Annotated in this window: 18 protein-coding genes; 9 read left to right on the top strand and 9 right to left on the bottom strand. The window is 71.6% G+C overall.

Annotated features, from left to right (window positions below; all coding sequences use genetic code 11):
- Nucleotides 1–133: 133 nt before the first annotated feature.
- Nucleotides 134–1,333, bottom strand: a complete 1,200-nt coding sequence (locus tag AB0B96_RS35285) for a hypothetical protein (RefSeq protein ID WP_362905852.1) — start codon at nucleotides 1,331–1,333, stop codon at nucleotides 134–136.
- Nucleotides 1,330–1,845 (bottom strand): SigE family RNA polymerase sigma factor, encoded by a 516-nt coding sequence (locus AB0B96_RS35290; protein ID WP_362905854.1) that lies wholly within the window; start codon nucleotides 1,843–1,845, stop codon nucleotides 1,330–1,332. The genes AB0B96_RS35285 and AB0B96_RS35290 overlap by 4 nt, the downstream gene beginning before the upstream one ends.
- Nucleotides 1,846–2,049: 204 nt before the next feature.
- On the opposite strand from AB0B96_RS35290, the gene AB0B96_RS35295 reads away from it, so the two are divergent.
- The 4 genes from AB0B96_RS35295 to katG all read left to right on the top strand — a co-directional run bounded on the left by AB0B96_RS35295 (nucleotide 2,050) and on the right by katG (nucleotide 5,726).
- Nucleotides 2,050–2,535: a hypothetical protein gene (locus AB0B96_RS35295; protein ID WP_362905856.1), complete on the top strand. Its 486-nt coding sequence runs from the start codon at nucleotides 2,050–2,052 to the stop codon at nucleotides 2,533–2,535.
- Nucleotides 2,532–2,840, top strand: coding sequence for a transcriptional regulator (locus AB0B96_RS35300; protein ID WP_362905858.1), 309 nt, complete (start codon nucleotides 2,532–2,534; stop codon nucleotides 2,838–2,840). Before AB0B96_RS35295 ends, AB0B96_RS35300 begins: the two co-directional genes overlap by 4 nt.
- A gap of 176 nt (nucleotides 2,841–3,016) precedes the next feature.
- Nucleotides 3,017–3,454 (top strand): Fur family transcriptional regulator, encoded by a 438-nt coding sequence (locus tag AB0B96_RS35305; protein ID WP_350949426.1) that lies wholly within the window; start codon nucleotides 3,017–3,019, stop codon nucleotides 3,452–3,454.
- Between the two features lie 40 nt (nucleotides 3,455–3,494).
- Nucleotides 3,495–5,726 carry a catalase/peroxidase HPI gene (gene katG, locus AB0B96_RS35310; RefSeq protein ID WP_362905860.1) on the top strand — a complete coding sequence of 744 codons (2,232 nt, stop codon included), beginning with the start codon at nucleotides 3,495–3,497 and terminating at the stop codon, nucleotides 5,724–5,726.
- A gap of 94 nt (nucleotides 5,727–5,820) precedes the next feature.
- On the opposite strand, the gene AB0B96_RS35315 is transcribed toward katG, so the two are convergent.
- The 3 genes from AB0B96_RS35315 to AB0B96_RS35325 form a co-directional block, all read right to left on the bottom strand.
- Entirely contained in the window at nucleotides 5,821–6,834 is a 1,014-nt protein-coding gene (locus tag AB0B96_RS35315) for a class I SAM-dependent methyltransferase (RefSeq protein WP_362905862.1), read from the bottom strand.
- Nucleotides 6,831–7,271 (bottom strand): VOC family protein, encoded by a 441-nt coding sequence (locus AB0B96_RS35320; protein ID WP_362905864.1) that lies wholly within the window; start codon nucleotides 7,269–7,271, stop codon nucleotides 6,831–6,833. The genes AB0B96_RS35315 and AB0B96_RS35320 overlap by 4 nt, the downstream gene beginning before the upstream one ends.
- Nucleotides 7,272–7,454: 183 nt before the next feature.
- Nucleotides 7,455–8,219 carry an SDR family NAD(P)-dependent oxidoreductase gene (locus AB0B96_RS35325; RefSeq protein ID WP_362905866.1) on the bottom strand — a complete coding sequence of 255 codons (765 nt, stop codon included), beginning with the start codon at nucleotides 8,217–8,219 and terminating at the stop codon, nucleotides 7,455–7,457.
- A 115-nt stretch (nucleotides 8,220–8,334) separates the two neighbouring features.
- Between AB0B96_RS35325 and AB0B96_RS35330 the strand changes: the two genes are divergently transcribed.
- Both AB0B96_RS35330 and AB0B96_RS35335 read left to right on the top strand, forming a co-directional pair.
- Complete coding sequence (locus AB0B96_RS35330; RefSeq protein WP_362905868.1) at nucleotides 8,335–11,250, top strand: condensation domain-containing protein; 2,916 nt, start codon at nucleotides 8,335–8,337, stop codon at nucleotides 11,248–11,250.
- The gene (locus AB0B96_RS35335; protein WP_362905870.1) at nucleotides 11,247–12,458 is read left to right on the top strand and encodes an acyltransferase; all 1,212 of its coding nucleotides are present in this window, start codon (nucleotides 11,247–11,249) and stop codon (nucleotides 12,456–12,458) included. Before AB0B96_RS35330 ends, AB0B96_RS35335 begins: the two co-directional genes overlap by 4 nt.
- Before the next feature lie 73 nt (nucleotides 12,459–12,531).
- Here AB0B96_RS35335 and AB0B96_RS35340 read toward each other — a convergent pair whose 3' ends face one another.
- Entirely contained in the window at nucleotides 12,532–13,947 is a 1,416-nt protein-coding gene (locus AB0B96_RS35340) for a DHA2 family efflux MFS transporter permease subunit (RefSeq protein ID WP_362905872.1), read from the bottom strand.
- Nucleotides 13,948–14,100: 153 nt separating this feature from the next.
- Here AB0B96_RS35340 and AB0B96_RS35345 point away from each other — a divergent pair, with 153 nt between their 5' ends.
- Nucleotides 14,101–14,760, top strand: coding sequence for a TetR/AcrR family transcriptional regulator (locus tag AB0B96_RS35345; protein ID WP_362905874.1), 660 nt, complete (start codon nucleotides 14,101–14,103; stop codon nucleotides 14,758–14,760).
- 15 nt (nucleotides 14,761–14,775) lie between these two features.
- On the opposite strand, the gene AB0B96_RS35350 is transcribed toward AB0B96_RS35345, so the two are convergent.
- The gene (locus AB0B96_RS35350) at nucleotides 14,776–15,435 is read right to left on the bottom strand and encodes a TetR/AcrR family transcriptional regulator C-terminal domain-containing protein (protein ID WP_362905876.1); all 660 of its coding nucleotides are present in this window, start codon (nucleotides 15,433–15,435) and stop codon (nucleotides 14,776–14,778) included.
- Nucleotides 15,436–15,567: 132 nt separating this feature from the next.
- Here AB0B96_RS35350 and AB0B96_RS35355 point away from each other — a divergent pair, with 132 nt between their 5' ends.
- Nucleotides 15,568–16,251, top strand: a complete 684-nt coding sequence (locus tag AB0B96_RS35355; RefSeq protein WP_362905878.1) for a DUF998 domain-containing protein — start codon at nucleotides 15,568–15,570, stop codon at nucleotides 16,249–16,251.
- 74 nt (nucleotides 16,252–16,325) lie between these two features.
- Here AB0B96_RS35355 and AB0B96_RS35360 read toward each other — a convergent pair whose 3' ends face one another.
- Both AB0B96_RS35360 and AB0B96_RS35365 read right to left on the bottom strand, forming a co-directional pair.
- Nucleotides 16,326–19,883: an amino acid adenylation domain-containing protein gene (locus tag AB0B96_RS35360; RefSeq protein ID WP_362905880.1), complete on the bottom strand. Its 3,558-nt coding sequence runs from the start codon at nucleotides 19,881–19,883 to the stop codon at nucleotides 16,326–16,328.
- The gene (locus AB0B96_RS35365) at nucleotides 19,880–22,426 is read right to left on the bottom strand and encodes a prolyl oligopeptidase family serine peptidase (protein ID WP_362905882.1); all 2,547 of its coding nucleotides are present in this window, start codon (nucleotides 22,424–22,426) and stop codon (nucleotides 19,880–19,882) included. The genes AB0B96_RS35360 and AB0B96_RS35365 overlap by 4 nt, the downstream gene beginning before the upstream one ends.
- Nucleotides 22,427–22,637: 211 nt before the next feature.
- Between AB0B96_RS35365 and AB0B96_RS35370 the strand changes: the two genes are divergently transcribed.
- Complete coding sequence (locus AB0B96_RS35370; RefSeq protein ID WP_362905884.1) at nucleotides 22,638–23,849, top strand: cytochrome P450; 1,212 nt, start codon at nucleotides 22,638–22,640, stop codon at nucleotides 23,847–23,849.
- Nucleotides 23,850–23,858: the final 9 nt, after the last annotated feature.

The following is a 23,858-nucleotide window of genomic DNA, read 5'->3' on the forward strand; positions in this document are numbered from 1 at the left end:
TTCTCCCATCTCGTGTTAGTGGCGTTTGGATGAGGGGGTTTGTATGCCGGTCCGCGACGCGGACCGGCATCCTCACCGAGGGCGCCGCCCGCGCGGACCCCGGTGCCCGCGCGGGCCCCTGTACGCGGCGCCGTCAGGGGATCCTGGACAGGTCGATCACATATCTGCCTTCCACGGTGAGGTACGTCATCATCCGCCCGGCCCGGTCGGCGACCGGGACCCCGCCCTGCGTGCCGTCGTTCCCGCTGTCGAAGGCCGCCAGCTTTCCGGTCTTCATGTCGTAGAGCCCGAGCCCTGGGGCGTCGTCTCGGAGGTTGCGCGCGTAGAAGCGGCTCTGGCTGGGAGGCTCCGGGATATGGAAACCGGGCGGCACCTCCTGCTGTGTCGAGCCGTCACGTGACCGGGTGAACGCTCTGGCGCCGCCGGGCGTCGTCGAGATGCAGGACTGGACGCCGCAGGCGAGCAGTTGCTGTCCCTGCCGGGCAGGGGCCGCGTCGTCGGTCTGGCCGGTCTCCAGGTTGACCAGGTGGGTGAACGGCGCCCCGTCCGCCCCGTCCTGTGGGCTCCATGTGCCCGGCGAGCCCGCCCACGGCCAGGACAGCAGGTGCAGCCCGGTCCCGTGGTCGAGCGGTGTCACCCGGCCCCCGTCCACGGGAACGCTGAACACCCCGCCCTTCCGCACGGAGAACACGATCGCGCCCTTCGCCACGGCGAGGCCGTCGATCGTGTCGCCTTCGGTCCTGTGCTCGGCCACCTGCCTGGCCTCGCCTCCGGTCAGCGGTACGGCCCACAGACGCACGGAGGTCTTCGTCGAGGTCGACCACGCCACCATGCTCTCGCCCAGGCCGATGTTCGCGGCGTTCCCCGGCGCGCGTATATCCGTGATCTTTCGTAGATCTCCTCCGGTCAGGTCGTAGAGGTAGAGAACCTCGGGCCGCATGGCCTCGGAGAGCGCCTCGACCAGCAGGTTCTGGTCGTCGGTCAGTGCGATCGGACGCAGTCGCCTGCCCTCGGGATCCTTGGCGGGTATCTTCCACACCGCCTGCGGCCACACCTTCTCGACGGGTTCGACGATGGTGTCGATCTCCACGAACGGCCTTCCCGACGGGCGGTCGGCCACGGTCACCGCCCTTCCGTCGTCGCCCCCCTGCAGGGCTACGGTCATCCCGCCGGCGACCGCCACGATGGTCGCCGCCGCGAGCAGGGTCTGGGACCTGCTCCTACGCCGCCGGTGGCCGGTCTCCAGCCGTTCCGCCGCCGAGGGGGCCAGTCGTGGCGCTCGTTCGGCCATGCGGCCCAGGGACCTGCTCAACCGCTCCTCGATGTCGGTCATCGACGCTTCCCGTGCTCCGACATGACGTTCTCCTCCGTGTGCTCGCCCGCCGCGGAACGGAGCTTGCCGAGCGCCCGCGACGCCTGGCTCCGCACGGTTCCGCGGGAGATCTTCAGGGCCGTCGCGATCTCCTCGTCGGTCAGCCCTTCGTAGTAGCGCAACACCAGCACCACCCGCTGCTTGCGGGGCAAACCGGCCAGCGCCTCCTCCAGCGCCCGCTCGTCCTCGCCGGGCGGCGTGTCGTGGTACCCGTGCTCCGGTGGGTCCCAGGCGAGCAGCTCGCGCCGTCGTAGTCGCCAGGTCGCCGTGTGGAGTCTGGCCATGGTGGTACGCACGTAACTTTCCGGGTTGTCCTTGGCGCGCAGTCTCGGCCAGGCGGCGCGCAGCCTCAGCAGCGCCTCCTGCACCAGGTCGGCCGCGTCGTGCGGGTTCCCGGCCAGGACGTAGCCGTAACGCAACAGTGCGTCACCGCGCTCGGCGACGAACCCGGCGAACCGGGGATCTGATTCCAACTGCCCTCGCCTTTCGTCGTCCCATCACCTCTCAGATGGATTGACCGGGCGAACTGTTGCATCGTCCGCGGAAAGGCGCGGAAGTCTCTCCTGGCGGGGGCGGTCGTCGGAAGGGCCTGTCCATGCTTGGCCAGTCTCGGAAAGTACTTGACGATCTGGAAAGTAGAAAGTACTTTCCAGATAGGAAAGAGTGAAGGAGTGGGCATGGAAATCTCCCCGGAAGAGGCTGCGCGGACGCTGGACCAGGTTCACGAGACGCGGCGCAGGGCCCTGCGCGCCGCGCCGCCGATGTTCCCCGCCTGGTATCCCGTGGCGGTCTGGGTCTTCGTCGCCGGAATACAGTTCGTCACCGAGGTCCCGCCCGCCTGGTGGATCTGGATCGCGGTGCCGGCCCTGTCGGCCGGTCTCGCCGTCGCCGTCCTCAAGTTCGTGACAGACGTCAAGAACGCGAACATGCGCCTGCACTCCTCCGTGGTGGACCCGTGGGCGTGGATCGGTTTCACCGGCTGGCTGGTCGCCACCGGTGTCGGGGCCGCCCTGATGGCGTTGTGGTTCACGGAACTGGGCCTCACCTACCCGCGTACGCTCATGGGTGTGATCATGACTGTGGTCGCGGCGATCACCACGCCTCTTCTGGCCCGCTGGATGTCCGGGCGGGCCGTCCGCCGGGCGGAGGCGGTGACGCGATGACGCCGCGACTCGACCCGGCGATCCACGCGCCGACCCGGTTGGGGATCGTCTCGCTGCTGGCCGCCGCCGACGAGGCGGAGTTCGCCTTCGTCCGCGACAACCTGGGCGTCAGCGACTCGGTGCTGTCCAAGCACGCGAGCGCCCTGGAGGCGGCCGGTTACGTGAAGATCCGCAAGGGGCACGTCGGCAAGCGCCCGAGGACATGGTTCAGCCTCACCCGCGAGGGGCGCGCCGCCTACACCGGCCACGTCGCCGCACTTCAGGCCATCGTCGCCCAGTCCGGCCTCTCGGTCCTCCCCAACTGAGACGGAACAGCCAGGACGAAACTCCCGCCGGGCCGTTCCGGGTGGCCGGAGTCGCCACTCGGAGCCGGTCCTCGGGTCCTCGGGGAACCCGGACCGTCTCCTCGCCTGGCGGGGTTCTAAATTTGCATCGTTCGTTAACTTGAACTCTTCGTGTTTATGGCGCTAGATTTGGCCCCATGACCGCACCTGGCACTCCGACCACCGCAGATGAGCTGCGCGGGGTGGGCCTGCGGGTGACGGCCGCGCGGGTGGCCCTGCTCGAGACCGTACGGGACGGCAACCACCTCGGAGTCGAGGCGATCGCCTCCGGAGTGCGCGATCGGGTGGGCCACATCTCACTCCAGGCCGTGTACGAGGCCCTCCAGGCGCTCACCGCGGCCGGGCTCTTACGCCGCATCGAGCCTGCCGGCAGTCCGGCCAGGTTCGAGGGGCGTGTCGGCGACAACCACCATCACATCGTGTGCAGGTCGTGCGGTGTCGTCGCCGACGTCGACTGCGTGGTCGGTGAGGCGCCCTGCCTGACCGCGTCCGACGACCACGGCTTCTCGATCGACGAGGCCGAGGTCATCTTCTGGGGCCTGTGCCCCGGCTGTTCCACCCCTCGCGGCTCCTGAGCGCCGCGACTCCCTGAAACAGAAGATCCAGAAGGATTCCATGTCTGAGAACCACGATGCAATCGTCACGGACGCGAAGGCGGAGGGCGAAGGTGGCTGCCCGGTCGCGCACGAGCGCGCCCCGCACCCGACTCAGGGCGGCGGAAACCGCCAGTGGTGGTCGGAGCGGCTCAACCTGAAGATCCTCGCGAAGAACCCCGCCGTGGCCAACCCCCTCGGCGAGGAGTTCGACTACGCCGAGGCGTTCAAGTCCCTCGACCTCGCGGCCGTGAAGCGGGACATCGCGCAGGTGCTCACCACCTCGCAGGACTGGTGGCCGGCCGACTACGGTAACTACGGCCCGTTCATCATCCGGATGGCCTGGCACAGCGCGGGCACCTACCGGATCAGCGACGGCCGCGGCGGCGCCGGTGCCGGTCAGCAGCGTTTCGCCCCCCTCAACAGCTGGCCCGACAACGCCAACCTCGACAAGGCCCGCCGCCTGCTGTGGCCGGTCAAGAAGAAGTACGGCCAGGCGCTCTCGTGGGCCGACCTCCTGGTCCTGTCCGGCAACGTCGCCCTGGAGTCGATGGGCTTCGAGACCTTCGGTTTCGCCGGCGGCCGTGCGGACGTCTGGGAGCCCGAGGAGGACGTCTACTGGGGTCCGGAGACCATCTGGCTCGACGACCAGCGCTACACCGGTGACCGGGAGCTCGAAAGCCCGCTCGGCGCGGTCCAGATGGGTCTCATCTACGTCAACCCCGAGGGCCCGAACGGCAACCCGGACCCGCTCGCCTCGGCCCGCGACATCCGCGAGACGTTCCGCAGGATGGCGATGAACGACGAGGAGACGGTCGCCCTGATCGCGGGCGGTCACACCTTCGGCAAGACCCACGGCGCGGGCCCGGCCGACCACGTCGGCGCCGACCCGGAGGCCGCCTCGATCGAGGAGCAGGGCCTGGGCTGGAACAACACCTACGGCACCGGCAAGGGTGGCGACACGATCACCAGCGGTCTCGAGGGTGCGTGGACGAACACCCCGGTGACGTGGGACAACAGCTTCTTCGAGATCCTCTACGGCTACGAGTGGGAGCTGAGCAAGAGCCCTGCGGGCGCGCACCAGTGGAAGCCCAAGGACGGCGCCGGTGCCGGTACGGTCCCCGACGCCCACGACCCGTCGAAGAGCCACGCTCCGACGATGCTCACGACCGACCTCGCGCTGCGGGTGGACCCGGTCTACGACCAGATCTCGCGGCGCTTCCTGGAGAACCCCGCCGCGTTCGCGGACGCCTTCGCCCGGGCGTGGTTCAAGCTGACCCACCGCGACATGGGCCCGGTCGTGCGCTACCTCGGCCCGGAGGTCCCGTCCGAGACGCTGCTGTGGCAGGACCCCCTGCCCACCGCGACGTACCAGCCGATCGACGCCGATGACGTCGCCTTCCTCAAGAGCAAGATCCTCGCCTCCGGCCTGCCGGTCTCCCAGCTGGTGTCGGCCGCGTGGGCGTCGGCCTTCTCCTTCCGCGGCAGCGACAAGCGCGGCGGCGCCAACGGCGCGCGCGTCCGCCTCGAGCCGCAGAAGGGGTGGGAGGTGAACGACCCCGACCAGCTGGCCACCGTGCTGCGCGCCCTGGAGGAGATCCAGGAGGCGTTCAACGCCGTGCGGAGCGGGGGCAAGCAGGTCTCGATCGCCGACCTGATCGTGCTCGCCGGCAGCGCCGCCGTCGAGCGGGCCGCCAAGGACGCGGGCTTCGACATCGAGGTCCCCTTCACGCCGGGCCGGGTGGACGCCTCGCAGGAGCAGACCGACGTGGAGTCGTTCGCCGCGCTCGAGCCGGCCTCCGACGGGTTCCGCAACTACCTCGGCAAGGGCAACCGCTTGCCCGCCGAGTACCTGCTGATCGACCGGGCGAACCTGCTCACCCTGAGCGCCCCCGAGATGACGGTCCTCGTCGGTGGCCTGCGCGTCCTGGGCGCCAACCACGGGCAGTCCTCGCTCGGCGTCCTCACCACGACCCCCGGGGTCCTGACCAACGACTTCTTCGTCAACCTGCTCGACCTGGGCACGAGGTGGAAGGCGACGTCGGAGGACGAGAGCACGTTCGAGGGCCGCGACCTCGCCACGGGCGAGGTCAAGTGGACCGGCAGCCGCGCCGACCTCGTCTTCGGGTCGAACTCCGAGCTGCGCGCGCTCGCGGAGGTCTACGCGAGCGACGACGCGAAGGAGAAGTTCGTGAAGGACTTCGTCGCCGCGTGGGTCAAGGTGATGAACCTCGACCGGTTCGACCTCGCCTGAGTGAGTTGTTCGGCGCGTCCGGGCCGGCCCACGCCGGTCGGCCCGGACGCGCCTTTCACCTGCCGGACGCACGTCCGGCAGGGTGTCACGGTCATCACCGGTCGCCGGTCCCGCCGGGAGCGGCCATCTGGTTCCGCAGGAGCACGTTGCCCGAGATCCTGGACTCGCACAGCCTCTCCGCCTCCGGGGTGCCGGCCACGACGGTGAAGCCGGTCGGCGCGAGCCGCAGCTCCATCACCGCGGCCCGTTCGGCGACGGGCAGCGCCGCGTAGCGGGCGAGCAGCTCCTCGTCGTCGAACAGGTCGGCGTCCGACAGGAACACCGGTGAGGCGGGGTGGCGACGGCCCAGGTCCAGGATCTTGCCGCCGCCGTCCCAGTTGACGCCGTTCAGCGCGACCCAGCCGATCCCGTCGAGGCCCTCGAACAGGCGGGCCGCGTCACCGAAGCGGTGGGTGCGCATGACCGGGTGCAGGTAGGCGTCGGCGTCCAGCACGTCCTGGTCGCGTGGGTCGGCGCCGGGCGCGGTGCCCGTGCCGTAGCGGCCCGCGGAGCGGCCGAAGCCCAGCCGGTGCACCACCGACAGGCCCTCCTCGCCGGTGTCGCCGCCCGACAGCAGCCGCACCAGCTCGCGGTCGATCAGCCGCTGGTGCTCGCCGAAGCTGTGGAACAGCCACAGGTACATCAGCCCGCCGGGCGACAGCCGCTCGGCGAGCCAGGCCAGGCCCGCGCGGGGGTCGTCCAGGCAGTGCAGCACCCCGGTCATCACGATCAAGTCGTAGGGGCCCTCGAACCCCTCCCCGCCGATGGCGCCGCGCACCAGCTCCACGTTGGTCAGCCCGTTGCGTTCGCGCAGCTCCTCGGCGACGTCGAGTGACGACTGCGACAGGTCCATGCCGGTGAAGTGCGCCCGGGGATACTGCGAGGCGAGCCCGAGCAGCTGGTGCCCGGTGCCGCACCCGGCGTCCAGCACCCGCTTGCCCGCCAGGGTCTTGTCCCTGGCGACCATACCGATGCCGAGCGCCAGGTCCAGGATCAGGTCGTCGCCGACGGTCAGCGACGGGCACGGGTAGCGTTCGTACAGCTCCCTGACCTGCTCGACGGCGCTCATGGGGTGTCGATCTCCTCGTACGGGATCTCCTCGACCCTGCGGGCGAAGACCCAGTGATGGCCCTCCGGGTCCTCGGTGGTGTAGTTGCGGTCACCGTAGAAACGCGTGTCCGGCTTGTCGCGGATCACCGCTCCCGCGGCCTTCGCGCGCTCGTAGTGCTCGTCCACGTCGTCCACGAACACATACAGGCTCTGGCGCAGCTCGCCCTCGCCCTGCGGCTCGTGCTTGCGGCCGTCACCCGTTCCGGCGAGCTGCACGACCCCCTCGCCGAACGACAGCTCGGCGTGGACGACGGACCCGTCGTCGTCGTTCAACACCTTGCGCTTTTCGAATCCGAACGCCTCGATGAGCCATTCGATGGCTTTCTCGACATCGGAGTAGAAGATGACGGGGGTGATTCTCGGCATTCCGTCGGGTGGGGTGAGCAATTTCCTCATCTCCTTCGATCGACGACCATGGAAACGTAACGGGACGCTACCCCGCATCCCGCCGGCGAGACGTGTCGGCGTTCACGGGATCGGTGTTCTGCTCGGAAGTTGCGCCGCCAAACGCCCCGTTGGTTTTTCACGTGTTCGGCGGGTCTTTCCGGTGTTCCGCTCCCGAACGTACGGCGAGTTCCCTCAGGTGTTCGGCAGGCGCAGGCCGCCGTCCAGGCGGACGACGGCGGCGTTGAGGTAACCCAGTTCGCATACGGCGCGGACCGCTCGCGCGAACTCCGCAGGGGTTCCCGGCCGGGGCGGGAAGGCGATCTGCCGCAGCAGCGGGCGCCGGAACTCCGGCGGGATCGCCGCGAGCAGCGGGGTGTCGAACAGGCCCGGTGACAGCGCGCACACCCGCACGCCGACGGAGGCGAGGTCGCGGGCGGCCGGCAGGGTGAGCGCCGCGACCGCGCCCTTGGAGGCGGCGTAGGCGACCTGGCCCGCCTGGCCGTCCTCGGCGGCGGCCGAGGAGGTGTTGACGACCACGCCACGCTCGCCGTCCTCCAGCGGTTCGGTCGCGGCCATCGCGGCGGCGGCCAGACGCATCACGTTGAAGGTGCCGACCACGTTGACCGCGAGCGCCCGCTCGAAGGTCTCCAGGTCGTGCGGGCGGCCGTCCAGCCCGACCGTACGGGCGGCGGGCGCGATTCCCGCGCAGCTCACCGCCACCCGCAGCGGTCCCGCGACCTCGGCGGCCGTCCGCACGGCGCGCTCGACCGAGCCCGCGTCGGTCACGTCGGTCTCCACGAACGTGCCGCCCACCTCGTCGGCCACCGGGCCCGCCGCGGCGGCCTCCAGGTCGGCCACGACCACGTGCGCTCCGGCCTTGGCGAGCTCGCGCGCGGTGGCGGCGCCGAGCCCTCCGCCGCCCCCGGAGACCAGCGCCGTCACACCCTGCAGCTCCATATCCGCTTCGCCGCCTTTTCGCAATAGAGGGTAAATGCTCTCGCTTATCAAGACATATCCTGACGCAAAATTCTGCATTCACGCTGCACCCCACAGACGTGAGGACACCATTCACATGACGATTTCCAAGAGCGCGGACAATGTGCACGACCTGATCGCCCGCCGCAGGCGCGAGCGAGATCGCATCCCGCGACACGCCGTGCCCGATTCGGGGGTGCCGGTCTCCTCCACCCAGGAGCGCATCTGGTTCGGCGAGATGTTCAATCCGGGTTTCGGGTTCTACCACGTGCCCGCCACGCTGCGGCTGCGCGGACCCCTTGACGCCCAAGCCCTCGACCGGGCGCTGTGCGAGGTGATCAGGCGGCACGAGATCCTGCGCTCCACCGTCGCGGAGGTCGACGGCATGCCCGTGCAGCGCGTCGGTGACGCGCCCGCGAGCGTGCTGCGCTCCGTCGACCTGGGTGACGAGCCGGACGCCGAGGCCGAGGCCGCGCGGATGGCCGCCGACGACATCCTCGCCCCGTTCGACCTGCGCCACGGGCCGCTCTGGCGGGCGCTGCTGCTTCGGCTGGGCCCCGACGACCACGTGCTCGTGCTCACCTTCCATCACATCGTCTTCGACGACCCGTCCTTCGGGATCGTCGGGCGCGAGGTCGAGGCCCTCTACACCGGGGCCGTCGGCGGGGCGACCGGTACCGGAGCCGGTACCGGCTCCGGCGAACCGGTGAGCCTGCCGGACCTGGACCTGCAGTACACCGACTTCTCCCTCTGGCAGCGCGAACGGCTGCGCACCGAGGACGTGCGCTCACGCCTGGTCGACTACTGGCGGCGCACCCTGGACGGCGTACCCCGCCTGCTCGACCTGCCCTCCGACCGGCCCCGGCCGCCGCACCGGCGCCGCGCGGGCCGCTTCCACCGCTCCCGGCTGCCGGGCGACGTCGTCGCCTCCGTGCGCGCGGTGGCACGTGAGGAGGGCACCACCCCGTTCACCGTGCTGCTCGCCGCCTACGGCGTGCTGCTGTCGCGCTACGCGGGCCAGGCCGACATCGTCACCGCCGTACCCGCCGCCGGGCGCATCCGGCCCGAACTCGAAGCGCTCGTCGGATGCTTCATCAACATCATCTGCCTGCGCCTCGACCTGCGCGGGGAGCCCACCTTCCGCGAACTGCTGCGCCGCGTGCGTCACGCCTCCGTCGAGGGACACGACCACGAGGAGATGCCCTTCGAGGAACTGGTGCGCGAGCTGCACCCGCAGCGGCCCCAGAGCCACACGCCGTTGTTCCAGGCGGGGCTCGGGGTGCGCGACAACGACGGCGTCTTCCTGAACCTGCCGGGCGTGCGGGCCTCGGAGTTCGTCCCCGACGTCGAGGTGTCGCACTTCGACCTGATGGTGGACTTCAGCGTCGACGGCGACGGCATGGCCGGCCTGTGGGGCTACAACGACGACCTGTTCGACCCCGCCACGGTCGAGGTCCTCGCCGAGCAGTTCGAGCTCCTGGTCGCCGGAGCCTGCGCCCACCCGGACCTAGCGGTCGGTGACCTCTCCCTTCCTCCCGCGCCCCGGCCCGCGGAGCCAGGGACCGGCGCCGAGGGACCGGCCGCCGTCCTCGCCGAGCGGGTGCGGCTCACCCCCGACGCGCCCGCCGTCACCACCCACGCGGGCACGCCTTCCACCGGCACCTCCACGAGCACTTCCACAGGCACCGCCACGGGCACGTCTTCCACGGGCGCCCCCTCCGCCGTCACGCTGACCTACGCCGAGCTCGACGCCCGCGCCGAGAACCTCGCGCCCGCCGTACGCAGGGGAGCAGGCCCCCCGGCCGCCGACAGTCCTGATCCGGCCGTCTGGCGATACGCCCACCTCAAGGCGGACGTCCTCGACGGCCGTACGGAGGGCGCGGGCGCCGCGCCGATCGCCGACCTCGCCTCGCGGATCGGCCTGGGCGTCGCCGACACCGTGCTCACCTTCGCCCCGCCCACGTCCGGCGCGTTCGCCGACGCCGTGCTGCTCGCACTCCTGCACGGCGCGCACCTGGTGACCGCGCCCCCCGAGGCCGCCCGTGACGCCGGACGGCTGAGGGACCTGGTCGCGGACGCCACCGTGGTGCACGCCCCGTCCGCCGCGTGGCGGCTGCTGCTCCATGAGGGCCTGCCCGCCGACCGCCCGTTCACCGCGCTCTGCGACGCGGCCACGACCCCGCCCGCTCTCGCGCGGGAACTGGCCGCCGCGATTCCCACCTGGACCCTGTACGGCGAGCACTGGGCCGCGGCCCACCGGGTCGACCCGCTCACGGAACCCCGCAGGGGCGTCCTGCTCGGCGAGGCCCTCGCCGGTACGTCGATCGAGATCGCCGACCGGACCGGGCGCCCCGGCGCAGTCGGCGTTCCCGGCGAGATCCACGTCGGCGGCACCGCCACCGGCGACCGCGGCCGCGTTCTCCCCGACGGCTCGCTGGAACTGCTCGGCCGCTTCGACCGGATGTTCACCGTCGGCGGGTTCCGGGTGGACACCGACGAGCTGGCCCGCTCCCTGGCGGGGCGGCCCGGCGTCGCCGAGGCCGCCGTCGACGTGCGCCACGACCGGCTCGCCGCGTACGTGGCGGGGGAGGGGATCGACCTCACCGAGCTCACCGCCCACCTGCCCGAATACCAGCTCCCCGGCTCCGTCACCGTCCTGGACTTCCTGCCCAGGACCGCCGAGGGCCACATCGCCCATACCGAGCTGCCCAGCCCCGAGGCCCCCGGCGAAGAGGGCGGGCACGTGCCGATCGAGGGCGGCACCGAGGAGACCGTCGCCGGGATCTGGCGCGAGCTGCTCGGCGTGGAGGAGATCGGAGCCTCCGACGGCTTCCTCGACCTCGGCGGCCACTCGCTCACCCTGGCCAGGCTGAGCCTGCGCTACGAGGTGGCGTTCGGCGTCGAGGTGGAGCTGCCCGACCTGCTGCGTCACGCGACCGTCCGCGAACAGGCGGCGCTCCTCGACGAGCGCCGCGCGCAAGCCGGCCTCGAGGGAGAGGAGGCGGCGTCATGACCTCGGTAGCCGCCAAGCCGTCACCGGACACGATCGAGGGGCCGCCGAGGACGCGGCTGGAGTCGCTCACCGGGCTGCGGTGGTTCGCCGCGTTCGGCGTGTTCTTCAGCCACGTCGCGATCCTGCTGCCCCTGCCCTACCTCAACGAGCTGTTCGTCCTCGGCACGGCCGGGGTGACGTTCTTCTTCGTCCTGTCCGGCTATGTCCTCACCTGGACGTTCTTCGACAGGGACACCGCGCCGAAGTTCTACTGGCGCCGCTTCGCCAGGATCTGGCCCTCGCTCCTCATCACCACCGTCGCGGCGGTCGCGCTGCTCGTCGGGGGCCAGCTCTGGCCCACCGAGGGCGGCACGGCGCTGGTGTGGTGGACGGTCGCGACACTGCTCATGGTGCAGGCGTGGTTCCCCGCGTCGTTCCAGAGCGACGCCGTGCCGCACACCGTCTCCTGGTCGCTGTCGTGCGAGGCGTTCTTCTACGCGGTCTTCCCGTTCGTGGTGCGCCCGATCGTGCGGCGCACGTTGCGTCAGATGGTGATGATCGCCGCCGTGCTCATCGTGATCAGCATCGGCACGCGCGTGTGGCTCTGGCTTGCCAACCCGCAGCTCACCGCCGAGAACTGGTTCACCTCCGACCTGTACTACTTCGCCACCCACTCGCCGATCTCCCGGGTCAGCGAGTTCGTGCTGGGCATCGTGATCGCCGCCGCCGTGCGCCGGGGCTGGCGCAGCCCGATCGGGTTGCGCACGGCGACCGCGATCACGGTCGGCTACTTCGCGCTGCTGTGGGCGTGGTCCTGGTCCGGCGTGTGGCAGACCGCGCTCGCCGAGACCGCCAACCGGGGCAGCATCGTGGTGTTCGCGCTGCTCATCGCGGCGGCGGCGACCAACGACCTGGCCGGGCGGCGCAGCCTGCTCAGCTCACGCCCGCTGGTGGCGCTCGGCCAGTGGTCCTACGCCTTCTACCTCGTTCACTTCCTGGTGCTCTTCCCCATCGCCAAGCACGCGTTCGGGCGGCAGTCGCTCTACGACTTCCCCGAGCCCACCTGGGCGCACCTGCCGTACGCGCTGGCGGGGCTGGTCGTCAGCGTGCTGCTGTCGTGGGGGCTGTACCGGCTGTACGAGTATCCGATCGAGAAGCGGCTGCGGGCCATGCTGCGCCGCGAGCCCAAGGCCGCCACCCCGGCACCGGGTGCGGAACCCTCGATGTGACGCGAGGGGGCACACCGCCGTCCCGCGTCTGCGGGCCTGCCCATGACGGGCCGTTCGCGGGGCCGTCGGCGGGTCACACCGGGACGTCGACGCCGCGAGGAGCGTCCTCGCGGCGGGGCAGGAGCGGGACGGCGGCGAGGACGACCACGATCATGGCGAAGGCGAACAGGAAGACGCCGTGGAAGCCGGTGATCACGTCGTCCGCGGTCTGCAGGATGAGCGTGACGACGGCGACGCCGATCGCGGCGCCGAGCTGGTTGAGCATGTAGAGCACCGAGCTGCCCTGCGCCACCAGCGGAGCGGGCAGCGTCCGGTACAGCGATCCCATCGTGGCCGCGCTGAAGAAGCCCATCCCCAGGCCCATGGTGAAGGCGGCCAGCGCGGGCCACACCTCGGGGGTCTGCGCTCCGACCCGGGTGAGGACCAGCGCGCCGAGGGCGGCCACGAGCGCCCCGGCGCAGGCCGGCCCGCGCGCGCCGATCCGGTCCGCGAGCCGTCCGGCCGGCGGCATGCTGACGGCGCCGCCGAGGCCCACCGGCGCCATCAGCAACCCGGCGGCGAGCGCGCCGTGTCCGTGCGCCTGCTGGTGGTACAGCGGCAGCGCGAACAGGGCGGCGAAGTTCGCGAGCCCGCCGAGGCCCATGATGGTGACGCTCGCCGCGAAACCCCGGCCCGCGAACAGCCGCGGGTCGATCAGGGGCGGGGTACGCCGGACGCGGAGCGCGTGGATCGTGTAGGCGGCGAGCAGGACGACGCCGGCGGCCACAGGGGTGAGCGCCTGCCAGGCGGTGAAGGCGCCCTGCTCGGCCGTCTGCGAGAGGGCCAGGACGAGAGCGGCGAACCCCGGACCGAGCAGGGCCAGGCCGAGGACGTCGAGCCGGACCCGCGACCGCTGCCGCCCGAGCGGTGGATCCGCGGGCAGCACGCGCAGGGCGAGCAGCAGGGCGACGAGGCCGACGGGCACGCTGAGCAGGAACATCCAGCGCCACGGCAGCCCTTGAAGGATGACCCCGCCCATGACGGGACCGAGGACGGGACCGAGGGAGAGGACCACGCCCATCAGGCCCATCACGCGCCCGGCGCGGTGGGGACCCGCGGCGCGGGCCAGCAGGATCAGGACGAGCGGGTCGAGGACGCCCGCGCCGACGCCCTGGACGACACGAAAGACGATCAGGCTGCCGACGTTCCAGGCCAGCCCGGAGGCGAGGGATCCGGCCAGGAACAGGGCCAGGCCCCACAGCCACAGCCGCCTGCCCCCGAACCGGTCCACGGCCCAGGTGGTGAAGGGGATGGTCGCCGTGACGGCGAGCAGAAAGCCGGTGGAGGCCCAGCCGACCGTGCTCAGCGAGGTGTCGAAGGCCCTGGCCAGGGTGCCGGTGGCGACGGCGGCCATCGTGCTGTTGAGGATGCCCAGCAGTCCGCCGAGCAGGATCACGCCGATCAGCCGCAGCAGCGCCGGATCGAGCCTGTCGTCCTGGGGTCGTGTCATGCGGTGTCCTTCGACTCGGCGGTTTCGGTGGTCGGGGCGCGGCAAACTAGACCAGCGAGTACAAATTAAGAGACCAATCAGTCTTAGTCAATCGCGTCCAGACAGATGGACTCACGAGTCTGGTCGGGTGATCGACGCGCTAGAATGCGGCCCATGAACGGAGCGGGAACCTCGGCAGGGCGGGATCTCGCCCCCGCGCGCGGACGCATCGACAAGCGGCAGGCGATCCTGGACGCCGCGTTCACCGTGTTCGCCCGCCAGGGATACGCCCAGGCCGGGGTGGATGTGATCGCCGCCGAGGCGGGCGTCGCCAAGGCCACCGTGTACAACCACTTCGGCGACAAGGAGACCCTGCTCCGTCAGGCGATCACCGCTCAGGCCGACAGGGCGCTGGCCAAGAACATGGCCGCGCTGGAGCGGCTCACCGACGACGGAGGCGAGCCGCGCGCGATGCTGGAGGAGGTCGGCCACAGCCTGCTCCGCTGTTACTGCGACGACCGCTCCTGGGCGCTGCGGCGACTCCTCGCGGCCGAGCTCAACCAGTTTCCCGACCTGCTCGACATCGTCCAAGGGCATGCGGCCGAGCGCGTCGCCCGAGCCCTGGCCGACCGGCTGGCCAGGCTCACACTCGCCGGCCGCCTGCGCGCGACCGACCCGGCCCGGGCCGCCGAACAGTTCAGCGCACTGCTCACCGGCCCGATGGAGGCACGGTCCCGGCTCGGCACCCGCGAGGTCACCGACGCCGAACTGCGGAGCGTGGCCGTCGCCGCCGTCCACACGTTCCTGCGAGCCTTCGGCCCGGACGCCGTCTAACCGAATGAGCGCGGTTCAGGCCGTGCGGGCCAGGGCGGTGGCCGTGCCGTCGATCAGCGCTTGGAGGCCGTGTTCGAAGGCGTCCTCGCCGAACGAGCCGCCGCTCTCGCGGAGCGCCGCGATCAGGGTGGCCTCCGTGCCGCCGTCGAGCAGTGCGGCCAGCGTCGCGAGCCGGTCCGGCGGGGCGTCCGGGTGTTGTCGGCGTTCGGCCTGCTCCTGCAGGACGTACCCGTTGACGTAACGGGTGAGGGCGGTGATCGTACGCAGCGCCAGAACCGGCGTGAAGCCCCGGCCGACCATGGCGGTCAGCTCCTCGTCGAACATCCTGATCGTCTCCGGGCTCAGGCTCGCGGCGTTGGCGACGAGGCGGGCGCCGTCGCGGTGGGCGAGCAGGGAGTCGCGGTACGCGCGGGCCCGGCGGGCGAGCCAGTCCTGCCAGGACTCGTCGTCGCGGGGCGGGCCCATCCCCGCGGCCAGGACGATCGCGTCGGCCATCCCGTCGAACAACTCCTGCTTGTTGCGCAGGTGCCAGTACAGGGCGGGTGACTGGACGCCCAGCTCCGAGGCGAGCCTGCGCACCGTGAGCCCGTCCAGACCGACCTCGTCGAGAAGCCGTAGCGCCGTATCGATCACCGTCTGCCGGGTCAGGCCGGCTCCTCGTTTGCTCTCTCCCATCGGTTGACACCTTAGCAGCGCTAAGGAAGCATGGCGGCGATGCACACTTAGCGCTGCTAAGGAAAGTGTGAGCATCGGTACCCCCGAGCACTTCGGGGATGCCGGTCACAGAGCCGGTCAAGAGGGGGAACCATGCCCGTCACGCGAGAACAGCGGCTGACGAGGGCGATGCTGACCTGCGGTGCCGTCGCCGGACCGCTGTTCATCCTCGTGGTCGTGATCCAGGACTACACGCGCGCGGATTTCGATCCCCGGCGGCAGCCGCTCAGCATGCTGAGCCTGGGCGACCTGGGGTGGATCCAGATCGCCAACTTCGTGATCACCGGGTTGCTGAACATCGCGTTCGCGGCGGGGCTGTGGCGGGTGCTACGTCCGGGCAACGGCGGCACCTGGGGACCGCTACTGATCGGTGGATACGGGACCGGCCTGGTCGCGGCCGGCGTCTTCCGCTTCGAACCGGCGTGGGGCTACCCGCCGGGCGCGCCGCCAGGACTTCCCGACGACCCCGGCCTGAGCTACATCCTGCATGGCGTCGCCTTCGTCCTGTTGTTCGTCTCGCTGGTCGCGGCGTGCTTCGTCTTCACCCGTTACTTCGCCGTACGGGGAGAGCGCGGGTGGGCGCTTTACTGCGCGGCCACCGGCGTGGCGCTTCTCGCTCTCTACCTGCTGGCAGGGTTGCTGTCGGATAACGGCGAGAACTCCCGGCCGTTGAGCCTGCTCCTGCGCGCCATCGCGCTCCTGGGCTGGGGGTGGGCCGCGGCCCTCGCGGCGCGGGTGCGCCGATCTCATACGCCGATCAGGTTCGGCACCGGGTGACGGAACAGGTTTGGCCGGTAAGCAGACTCCTTGGACTCGATCGTCCGGGCGCGGCCTGGTGGTGCGGTTCCTGCCTATCCGAGTTCGCGTAGCGCCGAGGCCAGGCCCGCGGCCGTGGGACGCTCCCAGAGCAGGCGGGCCGCCACCGGCCTGCGCAGGCCGCCGCGCAGGCGGCCGAGCAACGTCACCGCGAGCCGGGAGTCGCCGCCCGACTCGAAGAAGGCGTCGTGCGGGCCGATACCCGGCTCGTCCAGCACCCGCCGGAAAGCCTCCAGTACCTCCAGCTCCAGCCGGTCGCGAGGCTCGTCGGACCGGCTCGCGGCGCGGGCGGCCGAGGAGGCGAGCCTGCGGCGGTCTATCTTGCCCGCGGTGGTCAGCGGCAACTCGTCCAGCACGTGCACGGTCCCCGGCACCATGTAGCCGGGCAGCCGCCCGGCCGTCCACGCCCTGGCGTCCTTCGCCGTGACCGTCATCGCGGAGGTGGAGGTGGAGGTCGCGGTGGATCCCGAGCGGGGCGCGGGGGTGGAAACGGACGCGGCGGCGGTCCCCGAAGCGGCGGTGGAGGCGGAGGTGGCCACGTAGGCCACCAGCTGCTCGTCTTCCAGGGCCACCGCCGCGTCGTCCACGCCGGGACAGGCCCGCAGCGTCTGCTCGATCTCGCCCAGCTCGATCCGGTAGCCGCGATGCTTGACCTGGTGGTCCACCCGGCCGATGAAGTCGAGGCGGCCGTCGGGGCGCTGCCGCACCAGGTCACCGGTCCTATAGAGCCGCTCACCGCACACCGGAGGCGGCCCGCCCGGCACCGAGGGGGCCGAGGGGGATGGGCCGGTTGACGTCGAGGGGAGAGGAACATCCGCCCCCGAGAGGGGCGACCCGCATGAGGTCGAAGGGGGAGGCCCGTCCGGCGCCGAGGGGGATGGGCCGTTCAGGGCCGAAGGTGACGGTGTGTCCGGTGCCGTGGGTGGTCGTCCGGCCAGGGGGACGAACCGCTCGGCGGTCAGCGCGGGCCGCCGGTGGTAGCCGCGTGCCACGCCCGCGCCGCCGACGTGCAGCTCCCCGGGCACCCCCCACGGCGCGACGCGTCCGGCGGCGTCCAGCACCAGCGCGTACGCCCCCGCCATGGGCAGCCCGATAGGCGGTACGCCCTCGCCGGGCGAGCAGTCGGCCAGGGTCGCGATGACGGTCGCCTCGGTCGGCCCGTAGGCGTTGACCATGCGCCGGCCGGTGCCCCAGCGCTCCACCAGGTCGGGAGTGCACGCCTCACCGCCGGTGACCAGCACCCGCAGGGCGGGCAGCGGGTCGTCGCCGGGCAGCGTCGCGATCACCGAGGGGGGCAGCAACACGGCGTTCACCTCGCGCTCCGACAGGCACCTGCTCAGCGCCCGGCCGACGAGGATGTTCCCCGCCTCCGGCACGCACAGGGTGCCCCCGGAGACCAGCGTGGTGAACACCTCCCACACCCAGGCGTCGAAGGTCGGCGGCGCGAACTGCAGCAGCCGTACCCCGGGGCCGATCCCCAGCTCGGGGGCGAGGGCCATGACCAGGTTGCACGCGCCGGAGTGCTCGAGCAGCACCCCCTTGGGCAGGCCGGTCGAGCCCGAGGTGTAGATCATGTACGCGAGGTCGTGGGGCCCGGCAGGGCCGGGCGGAGTCTCCTTGGCGAGGGCATGCCGGTTGGACGGCCCGGGGACGAGACGGTCGAGGGGAACGGGATCGCGTCGGTCGAGGTCGAGGCGGCGCCCCCCGCCCTCGGGCAGGCCGCCGAGGATCTCCCCGGTGCTCACCAGGACGGCCGCCGCCGCGTCGGACAGCAGATACTTCAGCCTGGGGGCCGGTTGGGACGGGTCGAGAGCGAGGAACGCGCCGCCCGCGTACAGCACCCCGGTCACGACCGTGACCAGGCGGGCCGAGCGCGGCAGGCAGATCGCGGCCACGGTGCCGGGGCCCACCCCCTCGGCCGCGAGCCATCCGGCCAGCTCGCGGGCGCGTTCGTCCAGCTCGCGGTAGGTGAGCCGCTCGTCGTCCCCGTCCACGGCCGTCACCTCTGGGGTGCGCCGGGCCTGGGCGGCGATCAGCGCGGCCAGGGTGGAGCCCGGGGAGTCCAGGTCCACCGCCGCGGGCGGGCCCGCGATCGGTCCTGAGCGGTCGTCGAGTGGCAGGTCGAGCACCGGGCGCGCGGGGGAGCGGGCCATCTCGCCGAGCAGCCGGGCCAGGCGGGCGGCCATCAGTTCGATCGTGGCGTGGTCGAAGACGTCGGTGGCGTACGTCAGCGTCGCCCGGAACAGGCGGCCGTCCTCGGCGCTTTCCCCGGCCCCTCTTCCTTCTCCGTCCCCGTTTCCCCGGCTTTCGCCGTTCCGGGTTCCTGTCCTGTCCGGTGTTTTCGCGGTGAGACGCAGGTCCAGGTCGCAGGCCGTACGCCGGGCGGCGGGCTCCTCGTCGCCGAGCGGTTCGAGGCGCAGGCCCGCCGCCTCGTGCGAGGCGGGAGAGGGTACGACGCCGTACGCCACGTCGAACAGCGCACCCCGGCTGGGGTCACGGGGCGGCGCGACGGCGGAGACCAGGTCCTGCAGGGGCAGCCGGTGCCGCCAGGCGTCGTCCGCGGCCCGCCCCAGCCGGGCGGAGAGGGTGGCGAGGTCCGGGTCGCCTGACAGGTCCACCGGCAAGGGGAGAAGGTCGTCCAGCGGTCCGGCCGTCCCGGCGAACTCGTTCGGCTCCCCGCCGAGCAGCCCCGAGACACGCCCCGGGGCGTGCGCGCCGATCGTGAAGCGCTCCTGGCCCGAGCAGCGCGACAGCAGGACGGCGAACGCCGCGAGCACCGCGAGGGAGGGGGAGGCCGGCTCGGACGGCACGGCCACCTCGAAGCGGTGCGTCCCGCCCGCGCCGGAGCGGCGCCCGGGGCGGGGCCGGTCGGTGGCCGTCTCCAGCGGCGGCACGTCCTGCAGCGCCTCGCGCCAGAACTCCCGCCTGTCGTCGCCCGTCGCCCCGGGACCACTGTCCGAGACCGCCGCGGTGTCGGCGGGCGCGGCGTCCCGGCCGCGAACGGGCGCCGAGTCCCGGGCGCCGGGAAACGATGCCGACGGGTCAGGGGCCTTCGCGTTGGGAGCCTTCGCGTCCGGACGGGGGAAGTCGTCCCTGCCGGGCACGCGGGGCGTGCCGGGCAGGCGCGGGGAGTCGTCTTCGACCCGGGCCCGGTACAGCTCGGTCAGGTCGGCGGCGAGCACCGCGACCGAGCCCTCGTCCGCGACGCACGGGTGCATGCGCACCACGAGCACGTGTTCCTCGGGGCCGAGCGCGAGCAGGGAGGCGCGCGCCAGCGGCCCGGTCACCGGGTCGAACGGCCGGGACTCCACCTCGGTCAGCGCCGCGCCGAGCTTCTCCGGCTCGACCGGCACCCCCCGGGGCGCGGGCAGAGCCCCGGCCGACACCACCGGGCGAGGCCCGTCGCTACGGGTGGGCAGGGTCCAGCGCAGCACCTCGTGCCGCGCGGCCAGGTCGCCGAGCGCCGAGCCCAGCGCCCTCTCGTCGAGAGGGCCGGTCAGCCGCAGCCGCAGGGAGATCCCGTCGGGTACGGCGTCGCCGCGGATGCGGTGTTCCAGCCAGGCCCGTTCCTGGGCGGGCGAGAAGAGTCTCACGGGGTGCCTCCGGGCAGGTTGAGACGGAGCCAGTCCAGCTCCTGCTCGATCATGCTCTGGAAGTTCGCGGGGGAGATCATCGAGTACGGCATGTGCGCCTCGCCCCAGTAGCTGACCAGCCGCACCTTCTTGGCCTGCCTGGCCAGCGCGGTGTACATCTCCTCCGAGCCGGTGTGGGTCAGGTAGTCACGCTCGCCGTGCAGCATGAGCACCGGCGTCTTGATCTTGCCCGCGTGCAGGAGCGGGCTGTTGCGCACGTACCTCTGCGGGTCCTCCCACGGCGGCTTGCCCAGCCCGAACTCGAACGCGGGGTCCTCGATGTAGGCGGGCGCGAACCACTCCTGCGCGCGGGGCGTGTAGCGGAAGCGGGAGTCGAACACGCCGTAGCTGCTGATCACGTCGGAGAAGCCGGAGATCGCGATCGCCGCCTTGAAGCGGTCGGTCTGCGTCACCAGGCTGTGCACGTTGTAGGAGCCGAAGGAGTGTCCCAGCACCGCGAGCCGCTTCGGGTCGGCCACGCCCTCGTCGATCGCGGCGTCCACCGCGTTCATGATCGGCTTGGTGGGCCAGGTCATCGGCTCGGCCGCGGCCTTGCCTTGAGGGCGGGGTATGGAGGGGACGAGCACGGCGTAACCCTCGGCCGCGAGGAACTGCAGGGTGAGGTAGCTCGGGTTGTTCACCTGGAACTCCGGCACGTCCTCCAGGGTGGAGACGATCCTGGTGCCGTACACGTTGACCACGAGCGGGTGGCGCTGCCCGTCGCGGTGGTCCGGTGGCAGCAGCAGCGCGCCGGTGAGCTTCTCCCCGTCAGCCCCCTTGTAGGTGATGAGCTCGCGTTTCGGAGGGGTCACCTGGGCGAGGTGGCCGTTCAGCGAGAGCCGCTGGGTGTGGCGGCCCGCCTGGGAGGTCCACAGCGCGGTGCCCTGGTCGCCGCCCGCGCCGAAGACCGCGGTGCGGCTCGCGGGGGAGTATCCGGCGACGCCCGCCTCGGGGTGCGGCAGCGGGAGCGGGGTCAGCACGGGTGAGGCGCCGGGCGCCAGCTCGTACAGGCCGCCCTTGGCGTCACGGGCGAGCACCACGGGGAAGTCGCGGTCGAGGCGTGGGTTGGCCGGCTCGGCCCCTCCCCGGTCGGTGGGCCGCACGCCGTTGCGCTTGACGCCGTCGTCCAGCGGCCAGGCCAGCTCCGCCAGCGGCGCGGCGCCGCCCGTGTTCAGGTCGCGCGCCTTTCCGGTACGCGGGTCGATCAGCCAGGCGCGCCCGTCGGCCACGCCCAGCACGCCGCCGGGCACAGGTACCAGCTCCAGCGGCGGGACCTTGAACCGCGAGGTGAGGTCGCGCGGCGCGGCGGCCGGGTCGGCGGGGTCGAACGCCCACCAGTCCTGGCGGGCCATCGGGTTCACAGCATCGACGACCTTTGATCCGCGCACCAGCGGGGTTCCGGCGCCCCACAGCAGGCCCGTCGCGACGAGCCGGTCGGCGGCGAGCGGCGTGGCTTTTCCACCGGTGGAGGGTACGAGGTAGGCGGTGAACGGGTCGGGCGTCTCGGGGGTGGTCTTGCCGACGACGAGCAGCCGGGAGCCGTCGGCGGCCCAGCGAGGCTGCACGGTGACCGAGGGGTTCGGCACCTCGGTCACCACGCGCGGCTGCCCGCCGGAGGCGGAGGCGATCGCGAGCTGGGTGCGCCGTTCCAGAACACGCTTGAGCTGCCCGGCGACCGCCGGGGTGGGGCCGAGGTCGTCCACCCGGGCGATGAGGCGTCCGGTCGGATCGGCCACCAGGTTGCCCGCCGTGTAGGTACGGGCAGGGCCCGCCGAGGTGAGCTTCCCGGTGACGGCGTCGATGACGGCGATCTCCTCGTCCAGCTTGTCCTCGCTCTGGGCGGTGGAGCTGTCGAGCACCGAGGCGGTGGCCTCCTTGCCCTTCTCGACCTTCGCCCACTGCTTCGGGGCGACGCGCTGGGCCTCCAGCCATTGGCCGTACTCCAGCGCCCAGCGGCCGGCGTTCACCATCGGAGCGATCACCCGCCGCTCGTCCAGCCACTGGATGAGGTAGCCCGAGGCGTTCGTCATCGTCTGCACCCCGCGCGGGGTCAGCTTGCGGGTCTCGCCCGTCTCGCGGTCCCACACGTGCAGGAACACGTCGTCGCCGCCCCGGGTGGAGGCGAAGGCGAGCATGCGCCCGTCGGGCGACCACACCGGGTTGTAGTGGCCGGTGCCGTCCTTCGCGCCGTGCGTCACGTCGCGCGCCGGACCCTGGCCGTCGACTATCCAGATGTCCGCGCGCTCGTTTCCGTCGACAAATGATGCCCCATATCTGCTCGACTCGCTCGGGCCGCGTTTCACGACCACCGCCACCGCTTTACCGTCGGGGGACGGCACGACCTGACCGAGTTTCTTCGTGGTCATGAAGTCCTGCATCGCGAACGGCCGCGCGGTCCCCGCGGCGACGGATCGTTCCACCACCGGGGAAGCCGGTGGGGAAGCACCTCCCACCAGGGCGGCGGCCGTGAGCAATGACAGGGCGAGCTTGACACGTAGAACCATGGGAGGACGATAACCATGTCACCGGAAACAGGAAAAAACGCTCGGACGGGTCTCCGGAAGGCGGCCTATAATCCCGCCCTCGCCTTAATCGGGACGGTACGCGGGTTAATCGAGGCCGCCCCGCAGGTAATCGGGCCCGCCGGTAATCGAGCCATCCCGCCGGCGAGATGACTTCTGCCGGAAAATTCTCCGAGGAATGGGAAGTTCCTAAATGACTGATGTCGATCTGGCCGATGCCGATCTGCACGTCGGCGACAGACCCCACGAGGTCTTCCGCCATCTGCGAGACAACGACCCGCTCTACTGGAATCCCGACGGCAAGGAGCCCGGCTTCTGGTCGGTCACCCGCTACGAGGACTGCGTGAACGTCCAGAAGGACCCGCAGACCTTCAGTTCCAACCAGACCAACACCCTCGGCCCGCATCGCAACACCGGTGACCAGGGGTCCGGGAAGATGATCAACACGACGGACCCGCCCCGCCACACCGAGCTGCGCAAGCTGGTCAACAAGTGCTTCACCCCCCGGGCGATCGCCGCCCTGGAGCCGTACCTGCGCTCGGTCGTCAAGGACGTGTTCGCCGACGCGCTGGAAAAGGGAGAGTGCGACTTCGCCACCGTCGTGGCGGCCCTGCCCGTCGCGGGCATCTCCGCGCTGCTCGACGTGCCGCGCCAGGACTGGGACCTGATGCTCAGGCTCACCTCCACGGCGTTCGGCTCGCACGACAGCGAGTACCAGATGACCTCCGACGTGCGCGCCAACGCCGCCCAGGCGCACGGCCAGCTCCTGCTGTACTGCCAGGGCCTGGTGGAAAAACGCCGCAGGTCGCCCGGCGACGACATCGTCAGCCTGCTCGCCCGCTCCCAGGACGCGGGGGTGCTGAGCGAGGAGGAGTGCCTGCTCTTCTTCGACGTGCTGATGCTCGGCGGCAACGAGACCACCCGGCACGCCGCGGTCGGGGGACTGCTCGCCTTCATGGAGCACCCCGACCAGTGGGACCGGCTGCGCAAGGAACCCGAGCTGGTGCCCAACGCGGTGGGCGAGCTGCTGCGCTGGACCTCGCCCAGCCGCCACGTGCTGCGCCGCGCGGCCCGCGAGACCGAGCTGCACGGCAAGACCATTCACGAGGGCCAGGACGTCGTCATCTGGCACACCTCCGCCAACCGCGACGAGCGCGTGTTCGACTCTCCCGAGGTGTTCGACGTCGGGCGTCCGCGCAGTTCCCGCAGCGGGCACGTCGCGTTCGGCTCCGGCCCGCACTTCTGCCTGGGAGCCGCTCTCGCCGAGCTGGAACTCACCGTCTTCCTGGACGAGCTCGCGAACTCGGTGTCGGGGGCGGAACTGCTCGGCCCGCCCGACTATCTGCGCTCTCCCGTCATCAACGGTGTCAAGCACGTCCAGGTTCGGCTCCATCCCATGGGGTAGAAGCGTCGA

This window comes from Streptosporangium sp. NPDC049046 (assembly GCF_040649155.1).
In the GTDB taxonomy this organism is placed as follows: domain Bacteria; phylum Actinomycetota; class Actinomycetes; order Streptosporangiales; family Streptosporangiaceae; genus Streptosporangium.